Genomic DNA, 16,843 nt, shown 5'->3' on the forward strand with positions numbered 1-16,843 from the left:
CATGTCTCAAGCAAATCGAAAGGTTTGAGGATAAATCCTCACCAAATCAGAGGATGGCATGCGCTTCAAAGGCCTGGATCTCAACCTGCTGGTGGCCCTCGAAGTGCTGCTGACCACACGCAGTATCACCGAGACGGCAAAGCGGATGAACTTGTCGCAACCCGCTGTCAGTGCAGCGCTTGGCCGTCTGCGGGATCATTTCGGCGATCCGTTGCTGGTGTTGAATGGCAAGCGCTTCCTGCCCACCACAACCGCCGAGACACTGCTGCCCCTGGTGCGGCAATTGCTGCGCGATGCCGAGACCATGCTGCAGGCTGGCCAGCGGTTCGAACCTGCCAGCAGCCAGCGCACCTTTCGCATCATCGCGTCCGACTACATGGCCGTGGTACTGCTCACCCGCGTGGCGGCGCGATTGGGCGAGGTGGCGCCGCATGTCTGCCTTGATATCATTCCTCCCTCGCAACAATCCGGGCTGGCGCTCGACAACGGGCAGGTGGACTTACTGATCGGGCCCGATGCCTTTGTGCTGGCGCGGTTTCCGTCAGAACTGCTGTTCGAAGAGCGGCACGTGATCGTCGGCTGCGCGAACAACCCGCTGTTCTCTGGACCGATTGCGATGGTCGACTATGCCGCTGCCGGGCATGTCGTCGCCACGTTCGGACCCAACCGCGAGGCTTCGTTTGCCGATCAGGTGATCGAGAAACTGGGGATCGAGCGTCGCATCGCGGTGACGACAAGTTCGTTCGCGTCGCTGCCGTGGTTCCTGGTCGGCACGCCGCGGCTTGCGCTCATGCATGGGCGCCTGGCCGCCTTCTTTGCGCGGATCGCCCCGCTTGCCGTGGCGGAGCCACCCTTTGCCATGCCCCTGCAGCAAGTGATGATGCAGCACCATCCGGCGCGGAGGGGCGACATGGGCCTGCAATGGTTGACGGGCTTGATCCGGGACGAGGCGGCAGTCTGAACGGAGGATGGCACGCCGGCAGGATAGCCCACCCGGCCGGGCTCGCCCCACATCACGCCCTGGCGATCGCATCATCCTTCGCCCGCTGTGCCTTGCGAAAGGCGAGTGGGCGCATGCTGTGAGCCTGGACGAACGCGTCCCGAAATGCCCGTTCCGAACGATAGCCACAGCGATCGGCCACATCGGTTATGGGCAGATCGGTATTGCGCAACAAATCGGCCGCAGCATTGATGCGACACCCGGTGAGATAGCGAAAAGGTGTCGTGCCCGTCGCGCGCGCAAACACTTCGGCAAAGGCGGTGCGAGACATACCGGCCGCCTTGGCCATGTCGGCCAGGGTCCAGGCGTTTTCGGGGTGGCGTTGCAGCCTGCGCATCAGGCTGGCGAGCGCGCGGGAGCGGCCCTTGTCGAGGATGTCGCTCAACGCCGGGGCATTGGCGGCAAGGTGGGTGCGCAGGATCTGCGCCATGAGGAACTGCGAGGTCATCGTGCTGATCGCGGCAAATCCGTCTGACGGCTTGGCGCTTTCCGCGTCGAGCATCTGCACAAGCGCCGCGGTCCAAAAACGCAGCCGCGTCTCGCTGTCGCGCGCGAGCAGCACCGCGGGGAGCGTTTTCTGCACGGGCGGTGTTCCCGCGCGGTGCGACAGGGTCATCGCGCTGCCGATGAGGACGCAGCCGACGGGGCCATCGCCCCAGGCAATATCGACCGGGCGTTCATAGCCCTCAAGCGAGGTCGGCGGTCCGGCATTGGCGTCCCAGACTTCGCCCATGTCCGCGTAGCTGGACACTCTGCCGCCAACAGCCAGTTGGGTGGGGGTGCCACCCAGTGCCATCACGGCATCGCCTGGCTCCAGCTTGATGGTTCGCCCATCGGGAAGACCGACACGGCAATGCCCTTCTGCCACGATGAACATGTAGGGCATGCCGCTCATGACAAACCCCTTTCGCGCACGCAGCGTGAACCGGGTAAGCGAGGCGCCCACCAGCCGGAAATCCGCTAGCAGGCTGCTGGTGATCGAGGGTGCTGCAAAATCCGGACGGAGCAGCCGTTTTTCCGTACGCGTAACCATCACGGCCAGCATCCGAAGGATTTAGGCTCCACGCAACGAAAATCGTCTGGCGCGCGATCACGCCGTGCCCGTACAACAAGGGAGTGGGATAATGCCGTTCATCCACGAGAGTTGGTATCCGGCAAGCTGGTCGTCGTCGCTTGGGGCAGAGCCGGTTGCCCGCACGTTCCTGGGCGAGGAGGTGGTGCTCTATCGCGATAGCCAGGGCACGGCAGTCGCCTTGTCCAATATCTGCCCCCACCGGCTTGCCGCCCTGGCCAAGGGCAAGCTGCATGGTGATGCCATTGCCTGCCCTTACCATGGCTTGCGGTTTGGCCCGGACGGTCGCTGCGTGCACAATCCACATGGACCGGCGGCGGGCGCAATCCGCGTGCGGTCATACAGCCTGGTCGAACGCCATGGCATGGTGTGGATCTGGATGGGGCAGGCGGAAAATGCCGACCCTGCGAAAATCCCCGTGCTGTCGGCGCGCGAGGACGCGCAGTTCGACTGGGTGGAGGGCTACCTTCATGTCGAAGGCAATTACCAACTCGTCATCGACAACCTGCTGGACCTGACCCATGTCGAGTTCCTGCATCCATTCCTTGCAGACCCTTCGGACACGTTCCCCACGGAAGTGACCTGTCATGAAGAGGGAGAGCAGGTGGTTTCGCAGTACAACCGCCCCCAGTGCAAGCGCACGCCGCTGGTCGCAGGCCTATGGAACGACGCGCCCGAGGTGATCAGCCTGCTGTCCGTCATGCGCTGGCAGGCACCTGCCAACCTCGTGCAACGCAATTGCTTTGACGTGGCCCAGCACGCCGACATGGCCAATGCCCATGTGCAGGTTCCGTTCTGCCACCTGCTGACGCCAGAGACGGAAACCACGACGCACTATTTCTGGGCGGGTGGCCGCAACCAGCTGCAGGGCGTGCCGGCCGTTTCCGAAGGATTCCGGCTGGGCGTCGAGGGCGCGTTCAAGAACGAGGACGAACCGATGATCGCGGATATCCAGGGGCGCATGAAGGGACGCGAACTGTTCGACATGAAGCCCCTGCTGCTGCCGATCGACAAGTCAGCCGTGCTGGCGCGCCGGCGGGTGAGCGCCCTGTTGAAGGCAGAACTGGCATAGCCCTGCGCCTGCGCGCAGCAGCGGTCTTACCGCTTGTTGCGCGCAGGTGTTGCCGGCGAAGGGTCGCGATTGAGGAACAATTCGCCGATCAGCGCTCTCAGCCACCGGTTCGACGGCTCGTCGTGGACGCGGCGGTGCCAGAATTGCTGAATGTTGATACGCGGCAGCGTGAGCGGCGGCGCGACCACCCGCAGCCGGGCCATGGTGGCGAATATCCCTGCCACTGCCGCTGGAACGGTGCTGATCAGTTCGGATTCGGCAACCAGCAGGGGCACGCTCATGAAGTGTGGCGACTGGAGTTGCACGTGCCGCTCCAGCCCCTTGCGGCGCATCTCCTGCTCCACCAGTTCCTGGCTTCGCCCCGACTGCGCCACCACGATATGGCCCAGGCTCAGGAACGTATCGAGCGTCCAGCCCGGTCTGGCATGCGGGTGGTCAGCCGCCGCGATGCAGGCAAAGTCGTGATCGAACAGCTTTTGCGTCATGAAGTTGCTGCCGTTCAGATCGGGAAAATAGCCGAGCGCGAGATCGACTTTGCCCTCGGCCATTGCGGTCTCGAGTTCGATCGGCGTCATGGAACGGGACTGTAGCGTTGCCTGCGGCGCAAGCCGCGACAGCGCCGCCATCAGCCGCGGCAGAAAGATCAGTTCGCCGATGTCGGACGTGCTGATGACGAACCGGCGCTGGCAACTGGCCGGCTCGAATTTCCGTTCCGCCAGGACGTCGGTTTGCACACCGTCAAGCACGCGCCGGAGCGGCTCTTGCAGCCGTTCGGCCAGCGGCGTCAACTGCATCGTATTGCCGCAGCGGAGTAGCAGTTGATCCTTGAACTGCACCCGCAACTTGTTGAGCGAAAAGCTCACGTTGGGCTGGCTGACGCCCAGCCGCCTTGCCGCGGCGCTGACGCTGCGCTCTTCGATCAGCGCATCGAGAACCACGAGCAGATTGAGGTCAAAATCGCGTACGCTCATGGGTTATAAGATATCTGGATATCGGAAATAACGCTATACAGTGATGTGGATTTCCTCTGCCCTTGCTAGAACCGCGCGCATGATCCGGGAGAGCGTGCTGTGAGCCAATCCACATTCCTGAAGAACGTTTGGTATGCTGCGGGATGGAGTGCAGATCTGGCGCCCGGCGCCCGGATCGCGCGCACCATTTTGAACCGGCCGGTCGTGCTGTGGCGATCGGAGGAAGGCACGGCCAGCGCGCTTGAAGATCGCTGTGTCCACCGCGCCATGGCCCTGTCGGCCGGTGTCGTCACCGGCTCGCGTCTGCGCTGTGCCTACCATGGCCTGGAATTTGCGGCGGACGGGCGCTGCGTGCGGATTCCGGCGCAGGATCGCATTCCCGAGACGGCGCGCGTGCGGCACTATCCGCTGGTCGAACGACAGGCTTTGATGTGGATCTGGATGGGCGATGCCGAACAGGCGGATCCTAGCCTGATTCCCGATTACCCTATTCACGAAGACGCCGGCTACGCCTGGCGTGGCGCGCACTTGCAGGTCAATGGCAACTGGCAGTTGCTGGTCGACAACCTGATGGACCTGTCACACTTGCCATACATTCACGCCCGCACGATCGGCGGCGATCCGGATCTCCACTTCCGCACGAAGACCAAGTCCGAGAAGCGTGGCCAGACAGTGCGGGTCACCCGGCTCATGCCCGATTCAGAGCCGCCGCCGACCTATGTCGACGCTGCCAATTTCCAGGGCAAGGTCGACCGTTGGCAGGAAGTCATCTTTGAACCCGTGTTCATTCGCATCCACACCGGCGCATGCGACGCGGGCACGGGGGCATATGACGGGCCGGATTACGGCGCCTTGGGCACGACGCGGTTTTCCATGCGCGGCTGCCACGCGATCACGCCTGAAACGGAAACGACCACGCATTACTTCTGGTCGATGGCGACCAACATTCTCGACAATGGCGTGCCGGACGAAGTGTTTGAACAGACCGCGCGCACGTTTCGCGAAGACCAGGAGGTCCTGGAACTGCAGCAGCGCCGGATGCTCGAGTGTCCCGACGAACCGCTGATTGACATCGCCAGCGACGTGGGTGGGCGCCATACGCGCCAGCTTATCGCGAACTTGCGGCGGGAAAACATCGGCATGGGGTGATAGCGCCGAAGGAGAACAGCCTGCACCAGGCGGGAGCGTCCCCCCCGGTGCAGGCATCCTGTGGAAGCCTGTCAGAGCCTCGAATTGCCGGGCCATGACCCGGCGAGCAGCAGCGCCCCGGTAATCGCCAGATCCTTGTAGAAAAAGAACATGTCCGGTCCGTGCCCATAGATCGGGTTGTGCATCAACCACGATACGGCAATGCTGTAGACCGCCAGGACCAGGGCGGGCCAGCGGCCGCCCATTCGGAACACCAGGGCAAGAGAGGCGACGACGGACACGGCCATGCCGATGGCCAGGCCAAGGGCAGGGGCGGGCACGCCCCTGGCAGTCATGTCGCTCAAGGTATCGGCATAGTGGGCGCTGGAAAGGTGATAGCGCGCCGCACCGATGAAAAACCATGCGATGATCGCCCGGCCGGCCAGGGAAATGCCATTTTCAAACCATGTTCCCTGCGGGTCGAACACCCGCGGCATCAGGGGGTGTCCGGTCGCCGGACGTGCGGTGTCAGCGTGTTGCATCAGATGTGTACTCCGAAGCGCAGACCAAAGGTGCGAGGCGGCTCGATAATGCCGGTGGTCGGCGTGGCATCGCTGGAAGGCTGCGAAATCGCGTTGTAGCGGGCAGTATTCTCGATGTTTTTGACCCATGCAGCGACGGTCCAGCGCTTGTCGGCGGTGGTATAGGTCAGCGTGGCGTTCGACCGCGTATAGGCAGGCGAAAGCGTCTGCGGGTTGTGCGTATAGACTTCCCAATAGCTGCTTGAGAAATACAGATCACCCGCCAGCGCCAGGGTTGCGCCATTGCTGAAGTCCCAGATGTGGGTGTAATCGGCGTTAAGCGTGGTGGTGGGCGCTTGGGGCAGAGCCAGGCCACTACAGGCGCAGGCATTGCCGGCGCCAACCGCCGAGGCCGGAACATCGAAGTCCAGTCCGCGCGCGGATTCGAGGCCGAGGCCCAGGCCGAGCGTGTCGTGCACGGTAGCCTTGAAGCGCACGGTCAGGTCGTTGCCCACCATCTGCGCCGACTTGGCATTGACGATGATCAGGCCGCCGATCGCCTGGTTGAACGCGCTGACCTGATAATCGGAAAAGGCGTAGTAATAGAGTTCGTCATTGATCTCGAGGCGGCCGCCCCAGAAGCGGTTTTTCGTGCCGACCGTGACCGCCTTGAGCGTTTGCGGCCGGAATGTCAGCGCCTTGCCGTTCGCGTCCACCGTGGGGACGAACCCGCCCTCGTTATAGCCGGTGGCAAAGTTGGCATAGACCATGTTGTCGCGCGAAATGTCATACTGCACGCCGACCCGGTAATCAACGTTGCTGGAGCTCAACGCGGTGGTAAACGTGGTGGGGAAACTCACGCCCGGAGCAGGCCCGAACCCGTTGACCCCGCCGCCGCTGCGCTTGTCGTATGAATAGCGAATGCCGCCGGTCAGCTTCAGGCCGTCGTGCAGCGTGTACGTCGCCTGTCCGAACCCGGCATAGCTGACCGAATGCACGTTGAATTTCTGGGTGACCTGCGGATACCGGGCGGGGATGGGCGCCAGCGTGAGGATGCTGGTGGTCAGGCCATCGTTGAGATAGGCATAGCCACCGGCAACCCAGTTCAGGTGCTCACCCTGGTGCGACAGCCGCAATTCATGGGTGTATTGCGTGGCCGAGGGATCGAGTTCCAGCGTGCCCGGCCCGTTATAGAAGTTCGAGCGGCTGCTGTAATGCAGGTAGGCCGGGATGTAGATCAGGCTGGTTCCACCGCCCAGGTCATATTCGAACTTGGCATGGACAAGATCATACCATGACTTATTGAAGAAATTGGCCGCCGTGGGGTCAACATTGAATTGCCAGGGGCTGGCATCAGACGGAAACTGCGCGCTGGGCGTGACCGGCTTGGGCGTCAAGCCCAGCCCGCCGCTGTGATAGTATTCGCCCGAAAGGGTGACGGTCAAACGCTCCGTCGGCGTCATTTTGACCTTGAGCCGGCCGGCAATGCTCTTCTGATCGTTCAAGCCATTGCTGAGGTAGCCGTCGTGATCCTGGTAATCAAAGGCAGCGCGCACCGCGACATCGTCGCCGACTGGGACATTGACGGCCCCCGTGGTGTGGATGAAATTGTAATTGCCGCCTTCGGCCATCATGTTGATGCCGAAGTTATGGGTGGGGTCTTTTGTCGAGATGTTGACCGCGCCGCCCGCGGCGTTGCGACCATAGAGCGTGCCCTGCGGGCCAGAGATCACTTCAACGTCGTTGAGGTCGAATAGTGCGCCACCGGTGATTTCGCGCGGCGCGTAGACTTCATCGATGTTCATCGCCACGGCCGGATCGGTGCTGTCCACGTCAAGGAAGGTGCCAACGCCGCGCAGGTACACCTTGGTTGCGCCGCGTTCGGCCTGGAACTGTGCCGAAGGAACCAGGCTGGCGACGCCGCGGATATCGGTGATCCCGGCGGTGGTGAGGGCATCTTGGGAAAGCGCGGTCACTGCCGCGGGCGTGCCATGAAGCGGTTGGCTCTGCTTTTGCGCCGTCACGATGATTTCCGGCGTTGCCTGGGCAATCGGGGCGGCGCTCGTGGTGGCCTGTGGCGCGGCTTGCGCGTCATCCGCCAGGGCGGGGGTCGCCAACATGCACGCCGCATGCAAGGCCGTGGTGGTCAAAAGCAGTCGCTTCATAATGCCTCCTCTCAGATCCCCTTCTTTCGGTCGGCGCACGTCACACGGGGCACCTAGGGGGGTACGGGGCGGTTGATGACGGAGGCGGTGCATTCTCGTCAAATCAATAGATGCCGCATTAGCTATCGTTAAAAATTATACATTGGTGCCGTGCAACGATGTGTGTCGGCGGTGCCAGTTCGCAGCATCCGCGCGCATTCTTGACGGTCGCTGGCGCTGCGCTGCCACCGACGAGCCGCGCCAGACAAAGGCGAACACGTCGGCGGCATATCCATCATTTTGGCTGATAGAATGTCAATATATTATCGATTATATTTCCCAAGCGCCTGCCTGTAGCGTCCCGCGCAAAGAATGCTGATGGGAGCGATCGAGGATGTATCCGTTTGGAAGTGATCGGCCTTTTGTGAAGAATCGCTGGTATATCGCCGCGTTCTCGGACGAGGTGAGCCGCCAGCCGCTCGCGCGCACGATCCTGGATATACCGCTCGCTCTTTATCGCACCACGCAGGGCAAGGTAGTGGCTATGTATGGCCTATGCCCGCATCGCTATTTCCCGCTGGCGAAAGGCAAGGTCGAAGGCGATGCACTGGTGTGCGGTTATCATGGCTTCGTGTTCGAGGCGGACGGCAAGTGCAGCGCCATCCCCTCTCAGGGCACCGGCGCCGGCTTTTGCCAACCGACCTACCGCATCGAGGAGCGCGGCCCGCTGTGCTGGATCTGGATGGGCGACGCCGCCGCGTGCGATCTGTCGCTGATCCCGCCTTACGCAGATTTCGGCCTTGGTGAGCCGAGGTGGCGCTACAGCTCGCAGAACCATTTCATCGTGAAGGCGCGCGCGCAGCTGATCATCGATAACCTGATGGATCTGACACATCTTCCCTACCTGCATTACCACGTCGCCGGTGGCGAGGCGATGAAGTCCATGCCCATGCGCGAGGAGCAGCGGGAGGAAAGCTATCGCCTGATCCGAACCGGCAAGCTGCCGTGGGGCGGCTTCCACGATCTGCTCTGGGGCGCGGAAAATCGCTATGAGGGCCTGGCCGACTGGGAATCGATCACCGATTTCTATGGGCCCGAGTTCATCCGCACCAACATGCCGCTATTCACCCGAATTCCGGGGCACGAAGAGGTGCCGGCGGCGCTTGGGCATTTGCACATCTTGCACGGAATCACCCCGGAAACAGTGAACAGCACGCACTATTTCGGCTTCGCCAACCGCAATTTCCGGCTCGATGATCCGGCGCTGGACGCGTTCCAGTTGGAGTCTGACAAAAAGATCCGGCAACAGGATATCGATGCGGTGGAAGCGATCGAGCCGCATGTCGATGCCGCCGCGCGGGTGCAGCAGGAATTGCTGGCCAAGTCCGATGCGCCGGCGGTGAAAGTGCGCCGCCAGATTGCCCTCATGATGGAGGCCGAAGCATGAGCAGCGGCACAACCCTGACGGCGTGTGGGCCGGAACGTGCCCCTATTCCTGTAGCGCAGCGCGGCCAGCATCTCGTAGTCGATCTGCATTGCCATTTGAACGTGGCGTCGGCCGAAGCGCTTGTGCGCCGCGAGGTTCCGGATCTGCCCAACCCGTTCGCCTTCATGTCGGACGCGTCGAAGGCAACCAATGCAAAGCTGTTTGGTGCGATCGGGCGCAAGCTCAACGGGATCGACGAGCGCCTTGAGGACATGGATCGTCTGGGCGTCGACGTGCAGGCGATCAGTCCATCGCCAGGGCAATATTACTATGCCGTACCGCCGGAAGTCGGCCGCGAGGCTGCGCGGCTGATCAACGACGGCATGGCGGACGCGGCGGCCAAGCATCCCGACCGGCTGGTCGGCATGGGCACCGTTCCGTTGCAGAACGTTGGCATGGCGGTGGACGAATTGCGGCGCTGCGTGGGCGAACTGGGCCTGCGCGGCGTGGAAATCGGCTCCAACGTGGCGGGCAAGGAACTGGCTGACGCAGAATTCCGGCCGTTCTTTGCCGCGGCCGAGGAACTGGACGTGCTGGTGTTCCTGCATCCGCTGGGCTTTACCCATGGTTCCCGGCTGGCCGAGCATTACCTTGACAACATCATCGGCAATCCCCTGGAATCGACGATAGCGTTAAGCCACTTGATCTTTGGCGGCGTGCTGGAAGCGCATGCCGGCCTGAAGCTGTGCGTCGCGCATGGTGGTGGGTATCTTCCTGCCTATTGGGGGCGCATGGATCACGCCTTCCGCGCCAGGGAAGACTGCCGCCAGTTCATTTCGCGAGAGCCATCGTCCTATCTGCGCAACGTCTGGCTCGACACCCTGGTGTTTGATCGCGACCAGCTCGACAGCCTGGTGCGCACCCATGGTGCCAGTCGCCTGTGCCTGGGTACCGATTATCCGTTCGATATGGGCGAGCCGGACCCGCTGAGTTTTCACGACCATTTGCCGGACGACATCAAGGCGCGCTTGCTCGGGCTGAATGCAGCAGACCTGCTCGGCTTGTCTGCGTGCTCCCACGGCTGCGCCCATCACACCTAGCACAGTTCAATAAATTTCAGTGATATTAAACCGGCTATTTATTGATTGGACGGCGTTCTGCTGACGTGAAATTCCAGATGAAATAATCGGCCCTTGCACAAAAGGGCAGCAACATCGGAGGGGAGAAGATGAAGTCGGGATATCTCATCGCGGCCAGTTGGCTTGCGCTTGCGCTTCCAAACGTGGCACTGGCTGACGAAGTACGCAGCGATGGCGCACAAACTGCTGCGCCCAGCGTCGAAGAGATCATTGTGACCGCCCAGCGGCGCAACGAAAACCTGCAGAAAGCGGCCATCGCGGTGTCGGCAGTGACGGGGGATGCACTGCGCGCGTCTGGGATCACCCAGCCAACCGGGCTGACCAGCGTGGTGCCCTCTCTGCAGGTTGCTCCCGCGGCTGGACCTTATAACCTGTTTTACTTGCGCGGGGTTGGTAATTTCAACGGCAACGCGTTTTCCGATTCCGCCATCGCGTTCAATTTCGCCGGTGTCTACATCGGGCGCCCGTCTGCCACGACCGGCTTTTTCTATGATCTTGACCGGATCGAGGTGGTCAAGGGGCCGCAAGGCACGCTCTATGGCCGCAACGCCACCGGTGGCGCGATCAACGTTTTGCCTAAGAAGCCTGAACTGGGCGTCTGGAGCGGATTTGGCGCGGTCGATGTGGGCAATTATTCGGCCGTGCGGCTCGATGCCGCACTGAATATCCCGCTGGGTGACAAGGCTGCCGCACGCTTTGCCGTCGTGCGCGTCAAGCACGATGGCTACATGAACGACGGCACTGACGATCAGGACGACGTCGGCGTGCGTGGTTCCTTGCGGTTCGAGCCGACCAGCAATCTGCATATCGGCGTGGTGGCAGACTATTTCGACCAGGGCGGGCGCGGCGTTGGCATGACCCCGCTGTTGGCGCCGCAGGGAACCCCTGCCGCCACGATGATCTCGCCCGACAGCCGCATCGGCATCTATTCACCGCAAGGCCAGGCGTTTTACACCAGCCAGTGGGCCGGCACGCTCGGGCGGCCGTTCCAGGCTTTCGCCGCGAATTTCCAGCCTTTCCTGCGCAACCACTTCGTCGGCGTGTCAGCGACGGCGGAATGGCAAAGCGATCTGGGCACGCTGACGATTGTTCCTTCCTATCGAGAGGGGCATCTCAACTTCAACAGCTTCGTGCCCGGCTTCCAGGTCTATTCGGTGGAGCGCAACGCGCAGACGAGCGTCGAAGCACGCTTTGCCACGCCCGATGCCCTGCCGCTTCGGGCGCTGTTCGGGGCGTTTTACTACCATGATCACACCGACAGCCCCTATGGCGATTACGCGTCCAACTGGAACGCCCAGTATGACAAGAACACCTTGCTCAACACCACCAGCAAGGCGCTGTTCGGCCGGCTGACGTATGCGGTCACGCCTGCGCTGCGCCTGACCGTGGGCGGGCGGCAAACCTGGGAAGACAAGGATTTCAGCGGCTCGCGCATATCGCTGACCCGCATTTGCACCGCCGCCTCGTGCCCGACGGCGCCTTCGCTGCCCTATGGCCCCACGGCGCCGGCGCTGGGCGCATTCCCCTCGGTCGTGGTGCCAGCACTGGGTGCTGCCCCTTATGGTGGCCTGCCCGATGTTATCGGCAATCCCGCCGTCATCCAGGCCGCCACGGTCTTTTCCAACAGCGAGAACAAATCGTTCAGCAAATTCACCTGGCGAGTCGGCGCTGACTGGGATCTGACGCCGCACAACCTGCTGTATGTCTCGTACGAAACCGGGTTCAAGGCCGGCGGCTTTTTCTACAGCCCGAACGGGGCCGGGGGGCAGTTCGCACCCGAGACGCTGGGCGCGCTGACGTTCGGATCGAAGAACCGTTTCTGGAACAACCGGATTCAGCTCAACCTGGAAGTGTTCCGCTGGAAATACAAAGACCAGCAGATCAGCCATCTGCTGACGATCGGCACCGTGCCCACTTTCGTGACCGAAAACGTCGGGCGGGCCACGTTCCAGGGCTTTGAAGTCGAGGGGCAATTCGCCGCGACCGCGTTCACCACGCTGCATGTTGACGCGCAATACCTTGATGCGAAATACGACCAGTTCACGTATCAGAGCCCGAACAGCAACGGCGGAGTCTTCAACGGCACATCCTGCCCGACGGCCGGATTTGCCAACAATGCCTACATCATCAACTGCAGCGGCATGCGGCCGGTTAATGCCCCGAAATGGACGCTTAACCTGGGTGTCGACCAGCGCGTTCCTGTGTCGGTCGGCGAATTCACGCTGAACGCTAAAGCGCATTACCAGACCGCGACGATGACCGGCATGGAATTCGCCCCGGTCGAACAGCAGGCGGCGTATTGGCTGGCCGATGCCCAGATCAGCTTCAGCCCCAATATCCATGGGCTGACGTTTGGCGTCTACGTCAACAATATCTTCGACAAGACCCTGAAATCGCAATCATATCCAACGCCTGGTACGGCCTTTTACGCCACCACGCTGCGCCCGCCGCGCACCTATGGTGGGCGCGTGTCCTACAGCTTCTAGAAATTCGCGACCGTCATGGCGCGAGGGTGGGGGGAGCGTCGCGCTTCCCCCGTCATTGCGTTTTTTCCGAGCAGCCGTTCTCGAGCATTTCCAGCATCCATTGCACGCCCGGATCGCTGTCGCGCACCTTGTGCCATTGCGCGATCTGGATCACGTCGGGAAACGGTGTCCAGGTCTCATGAATGGCAATGGGATAGAGCTTGGCGAAATGCTCGGCATAGCGCCGGTGCATGGTGGCCAGCCGGCGCGTTCCCACGATGCCGCGGCATAGATCGCCAAAGCTGGGCAGCAGCACTTCGACGCGGCGATCATGCGCCATTTTCGAGATATGCTGATCGGTGACGGAAGGGCGCCGGTCGGGGCCAAAAGTGGCAACCGCATGACCCGCGGCAAAGAACACCTCTTCACTGATCGTGCCATAATTTGCGTCGCGCCAACTGATGATGACGTCGGTGTCTCGCCACAACTCGCGGGTTGGATAGCGCGAGTTGGCATAGGGCTGCACGGTGATCACGAGATCGACCTCTGCACGCTCGAGCCGTTCGGTTGCGATGCCGCTGGGCGGAATGACTTCAAAAGTCACCAGGGGCGCAATGTGCGAGGCATGGGCGATGATATCGGCCAGGCTGATCGCATAGGCATAGTCCGAGGCCACGAGCAGGAAATGGCGGTTTGATGTCGCAGGATCGAAGTTACCTGCCCTGGTAATTTCGCCGCGAATTTGCAGCAACGCCCGTTTCACCGGGCCGGCAAGCGCCTCTGCCTTGGGCGTGGGGTGCATCTTGCGCCCGTGGAGCACCAGGAGATCATCCTGGAAATAGTCCCTTAGGCGGTTGAGTGCCCCGGTCACCGCAGGCTGGGTCAAATTCAGGCGCCGGGCTGCCGCCGAGACGTTCCTTTCCTCTGACAAGGCTTCAAACGCCACGAGCAGGTTGAGATCGAGACTATCAAATCGCATCCGCGAAACCTATCAGCGCAACCTATAGCTGACAACCGCGATATTCGATTGGACGGTAATTTCCCGATCGACGAAGATGCCCTGGTAAATTTCGTCACGTCTATAGCACGCCGCGAGCGTCAGAAGAAAATCCAGGGAGAACCCTAATGATGCTGCGAAAGCTGCACCATGTTACGTTTCATGTCAGTGATCTTGACGCGACAGAGCGGTTTGCAAACGACTTTGGCCTGCTGACGGTAGAAAAAGCTGGCCAACGACTTGTTATGGCCACGCAGGGCGGCGATTCCTATTCTTATGTCGCCTACCAATCTGACGAACCCAAGTTCATCGGACTTGCGTTCGAGGTTGCCGACGAGGCCGATCTTGCCCAGGCCATTGCCGATCATGGCGCCAGCGATGTGGTCGAGATGGACCTGCCCGGTGGCGGTCGGTCCGTGTCGCTGTTTGACCCCAATGGCTTCCGGGTGGAACTGGTCCACGGAATTGCCAGCAAGCCCGCGCTGCAGTCCTATCCCGAGTGGCAGATGAACTCGCCCTTGGGCTATCCGCGCGCCGGGCGTTTCGAGCCCAAGCGCCCGCTGGCCCCGGCCAAGCTGTTTCGTCTGGGTCATATTGGCCTGTTCGTGCCGAGCTACCTGGCTACCCAGGCCTGGTACAAGGACGTGCTCGGGCTGATCCCCAGCGATGTCTATCACGTTCCGGGCCAGCCCCATGTCCAGATCGTCGGGTTCCTGCGCCTCGACCATGGCGAAGACCTGGTGGATCACCACTGCGTTGCCCTGATGCAGAGCATGGATGGGCGGATCGACTGCCATCATATCAGCTTCGAAGCGCAAGACTTCGAGGCGCAGTTCATGGCGCACCGCTACCTCGAAAACCAGGGGTACGAACTGGTCTGGGGCGTGGGGCGCCACCCCCACGGCAGCCATGTGTTCGACGTGTGGCGCGACCCTGACCGCAACCGCTTCGAGACGTTCAGCGACACCGATCGGTTGAAGAAGTCTGACGGCACGCGAATTCACAATATTCACGATGTCGAGATGGACGTGTGGCGCTCGGACCCGCCCGACCGTTATTTTGCCTGATCCCCAAAATATTCAAACGAAACGTTAGCGAGAAATCCATGTCTGATCATTCCTTCTTGAAGCCGCTGCCCGCCGCACCCCAGCCCGAGGGCATCGATGATGTTACCGGCCTCGTTTCCGGTTCTTTCGGAATTGGCACGTTCCGTGATGGTGATGGCGCCGCGTTTCCCGGTGTCGTCGTGCCGGGCGGCGGCGTGTTCAGCCTTGCCGGCGAATATGCCGATACCCATGCCGTGTTCGAGGATTGGGCGCGCGCTTCCAACCTGGCCAACGATGTTGCGGCCAAGCAGGACCGCAAGGCGCACGATTATCGCGCGCTGACCATCCTGCCCGTCCTGGCCCATCCCAACATGCTGTGTGGCGGATCAAACTATCGCCAGCACGTGGCCGAGATGATGACCTTCAACAAGTTCAACCAGGACAAGCGTGGCGAAGGCGAAAGCGACGAGCAGTTCTTCCAGCGCAATCTGGCCGAAATCGATCGCCGCAGCCGCGAAGGCATGCCGTTTTTCTGGACCGGCCTGCATTCCTCGCTGTGCGGCCCGAATGACGACGTGCCACTGCCGCTGATCGGCGAAAATCCCGACTGGGAACTGGAGTTCGGCGCGATCGTCGGCAAGACTGGCCGCTATGTCCGCCCGGATGAAGCCCACGAACTGATCGCTGCCTATGTCATGGTCAACGACCTGGGCACGGTCGACGAATTCCGCCGCGTCGATGTGCGCTTCATGTACGATTGGGTCAGCAAGCATCAGCCCAACTTCAAGCCGTTCGGCCCCTTTGCCGTCCCCAAAGAGTTCGTCGATCGCTCGAAGGTGCAGATCCGCCTGAAGGTGAATGGCGAAATCCGGCAGGATTGGCCGATTTCCGACATGATTTTCCAGCCGGAACAGATCCTGTCCTATGCCTCGGAACGCATTCGTCTGGTGCCGGGCGATCTGCTCATCACCGGTTCGCCGCCGGGGAACGGCGCGATGTGGGGCAATGCCTGGCTCAAGCCCGGCGATGTGATGGAAAGCGAGATCACCTACCTGGGCCGCCAGACCAACCACATCGTCGCTGAAGAGGTGGGCGACCGCACGCCGACCTACGGGCCCTTCATCACGGCCTGGTGATACCGGGCGCCGGTGCCACCCTGGATTGCGTGGCTGGCTTTCATGCAGTGCGGGCCGCAAGGCGGCTCGGCTGGCCAGCCCGCAGTCCATCCCCGAACCGGTCGCGATCATCAGGACGCGCGGCCGGAAAGGGGGAGGGGGCCTTCCAGGTAATAGCCCAAAATCTCAAAAATGCGGCAGCATCTTGCCGTTCAGGTCTATTTTTGAAACATCCATGCTCAATCATGGGCTGAGCATGGAATGACAATCATGGACCAGATCGATCGCCGCATTCTGAACGCCCTGCAAAGCGACGGGCGGATGACCAATCAGGATCTTTCCGAACAGGTTGGCCTCTCGCCCTCTCCGTGCCTGCGCCGGCTGCGCGCCCTGGAAAGCGACGGCGTGATCTTCCGCTATGTCGCGCTGGTCGATCCGATCTCGGTTGGCCTGCCGGTCACCGCTTTCATTCGCGTGCGGCTGGACCGGCAGGACGATCGCCATCTGGCCCAGTTCGAAGCAGCGGTGGCCTCTTTTCCCGAAGTCATGGAATGCTACCTGATGTCGGGCGATTGCGATTACCAGTTGCGCGCCTTGTTCGATTCACTGGGCGCCTTCGAGGATTTCCTGCGGCAGAAGCTGACGCGCATTGAGGGGGTCTCGCAGGTCACCACCAGCTTTGCGCTGCGGCCGGTGGTCTACAAGACCGCGCTGCCAATCTAGACCCTGTGGCTAGACGGCATCCTC

General features: G+C 61.7%; 14 protein-coding genes. 9 read left to right on the forward strand and 5 right to left on the reverse strand.

Annotated features, from left to right (window positions below):
• The first annotated feature begins 58 nt into the window (after positions 1 to 58).
• Entirely contained in the window at positions 59 to 961 is a 903-nt protein-coding gene (locus tag FHW97_RS05195; RefSeq protein WP_171793488.1) for a LysR family transcriptional regulator, read from the forward strand.
• Between the two features lie 52 nt (positions 962 to 1,013).
• Here the strand turns inward: FHW97_RS05195 and FHW97_RS05200 are convergent, their stop codons facing one another.
• A complete protein-coding gene (locus FHW97_RS05200) occupies positions 1,014 to 2,033 on the reverse strand; it encodes an AraC family transcriptional regulator (RefSeq protein WP_171798285.1) in 1,020 nt (339 codons plus the stop codon).
• A 91-nt stretch (positions 2,034 to 2,124) separates the two neighbouring features.
• Between FHW97_RS05200 and FHW97_RS05205 the strand changes: the two genes are divergently transcribed.
• Positions 2,125 to 3,144: an aromatic ring-hydroxylating dioxygenase subunit alpha gene (locus tag FHW97_RS05205; protein ID WP_171798286.1), complete on the forward strand. Its 1,020-nt coding sequence runs from the start codon at positions 2,125 to 2,127 to the stop codon at positions 3,142 to 3,144.
• Positions 3,145 to 3,170: 26 nt separating this feature from the next.
• Here FHW97_RS05205 and FHW97_RS05210 read toward each other — a convergent pair whose 3' ends face one another.
• Positions 3,171 to 4,115, reverse strand: a complete 945-nt coding sequence (locus FHW97_RS05210) for a LysR family transcriptional regulator (protein ID WP_171798287.1) — start codon at positions 4,113 to 4,115, stop codon at positions 3,171 to 3,173.
• Positions 4,116 to 4,214: 99 nt separating this feature from the next.
• On the opposite strand from FHW97_RS05210, the gene FHW97_RS05215 reads away from it, so the two are divergent.
• A complete protein-coding gene (locus FHW97_RS05215) occupies positions 4,215 to 5,264 on the forward strand; it encodes an aromatic ring-hydroxylating dioxygenase subunit alpha (RefSeq protein ID WP_062785784.1) in 1,050 nt (349 codons plus the stop codon).
• A 71-nt stretch (positions 5,265 to 5,335) separates the two neighbouring features.
• Here the strand turns inward: FHW97_RS05215 and FHW97_RS05220 are convergent, their stop codons facing one another.
• Positions 5,336 to 5,785 carry a DoxX family membrane protein gene (locus tag FHW97_RS05220; RefSeq protein WP_171798288.1) on the reverse strand — a complete coding sequence of 150 codons (450 nt, stop codon included), beginning with the start codon at positions 5,783 to 5,785 and terminating at the stop codon, positions 5,336 to 5,338.
• A complete protein-coding gene (locus tag FHW97_RS05225; protein ID WP_171798289.1) occupies positions 5,785 to 7,884 on the reverse strand; it encodes a TonB-dependent receptor in 2,100 nt (699 codons plus the stop codon). The genes FHW97_RS05220 and FHW97_RS05225 overlap by 1 nt, the downstream gene beginning before the upstream one ends.
• 418 nt (positions 7,885 to 8,302) lie before the next feature.
• Between FHW97_RS05225 and FHW97_RS05230 the strand changes: the two genes are divergently transcribed.
• The 3 genes from FHW97_RS05230 (at position 8,303) to FHW97_RS05240 (ending at position 12,959) form a co-directional block, all read left to right on the forward strand.
• Positions 8,303 to 9,355 carry an aromatic ring-hydroxylating dioxygenase subunit alpha gene (locus tag FHW97_RS05230; RefSeq protein WP_171798290.1) on the forward strand — a complete coding sequence of 351 codons (1,053 nt, stop codon included), beginning with the start codon at positions 8,303 to 8,305 and terminating at the stop codon, positions 9,353 to 9,355.
• Positions 9,352 to 10,434: an amidohydrolase family protein gene (locus FHW97_RS05235; protein ID WP_171798291.1), complete on the forward strand. Its 1,083-nt coding sequence runs from the start codon at positions 9,352 to 9,354 to the stop codon at positions 10,432 to 10,434. The genes FHW97_RS05230 and FHW97_RS05235 overlap by 4 nt, the downstream gene beginning before the upstream one ends.
• Before the next feature lie 128 nt (positions 10,435 to 10,562).
• Positions 10,563 to 12,959 (forward strand): TonB-dependent receptor, encoded by a 2,397-nt coding sequence (locus FHW97_RS05240; RefSeq protein ID WP_171798292.1) that lies wholly within the window; start codon positions 10,563 to 10,565, stop codon positions 12,957 to 12,959.
• A 52-nt stretch (positions 12,960 to 13,011) separates the two neighbouring features.
• Here the strand turns inward: FHW97_RS05240 and FHW97_RS05245 are convergent, their stop codons facing one another.
• Complete coding sequence (locus FHW97_RS05245) at positions 13,012 to 13,917, reverse strand: LysR family transcriptional regulator (RefSeq protein ID WP_171798293.1); 906 nt, start codon at positions 13,915 to 13,917, stop codon at positions 13,012 to 13,014.
• A 263-nt stretch (positions 13,918 to 14,180) separates the two neighbouring features.
• On the opposite strand from FHW97_RS05245, the gene FHW97_RS05250 reads away from it, so the two are divergent.
• The 3 genes from FHW97_RS05250 (at position 14,181) to FHW97_RS05260 (ending at position 16,819) form a co-directional block, all read left to right on the forward strand.
• Positions 14,181 to 15,002, forward strand: a complete 822-nt coding sequence (locus FHW97_RS05250) for a VOC family protein (protein WP_370525340.1) — start codon at positions 14,181 to 14,183, stop codon at positions 15,000 to 15,002.
• A 38-nt stretch (positions 15,003 to 15,040) separates the two neighbouring features.
• A complete protein-coding gene (locus tag FHW97_RS05255; RefSeq protein WP_168351823.1) occupies positions 15,041 to 16,117 on the forward strand; it encodes a fumarylacetoacetate hydrolase family protein in 1,077 nt (358 codons plus the stop codon).
• 240 nt (positions 16,118 to 16,357) lie between these two features.
• Entirely contained in the window at positions 16,358 to 16,819 is a 462-nt protein-coding gene (locus tag FHW97_RS05260; protein ID WP_051146429.1) for an Lrp/AsnC family transcriptional regulator, read from the forward strand.
• The last annotated feature ends 24 nt before the right edge of the window (positions 16,820 to 16,843 follow it).

Source organism: Novosphingobium sp. SG754 (assembly GCF_013149315.1).
Taxonomy (GTDB): domain Bacteria; phylum Pseudomonadota; class Alphaproteobacteria; order Sphingomonadales; family Sphingomonadaceae; genus Novosphingobium; species Novosphingobium capsulatum.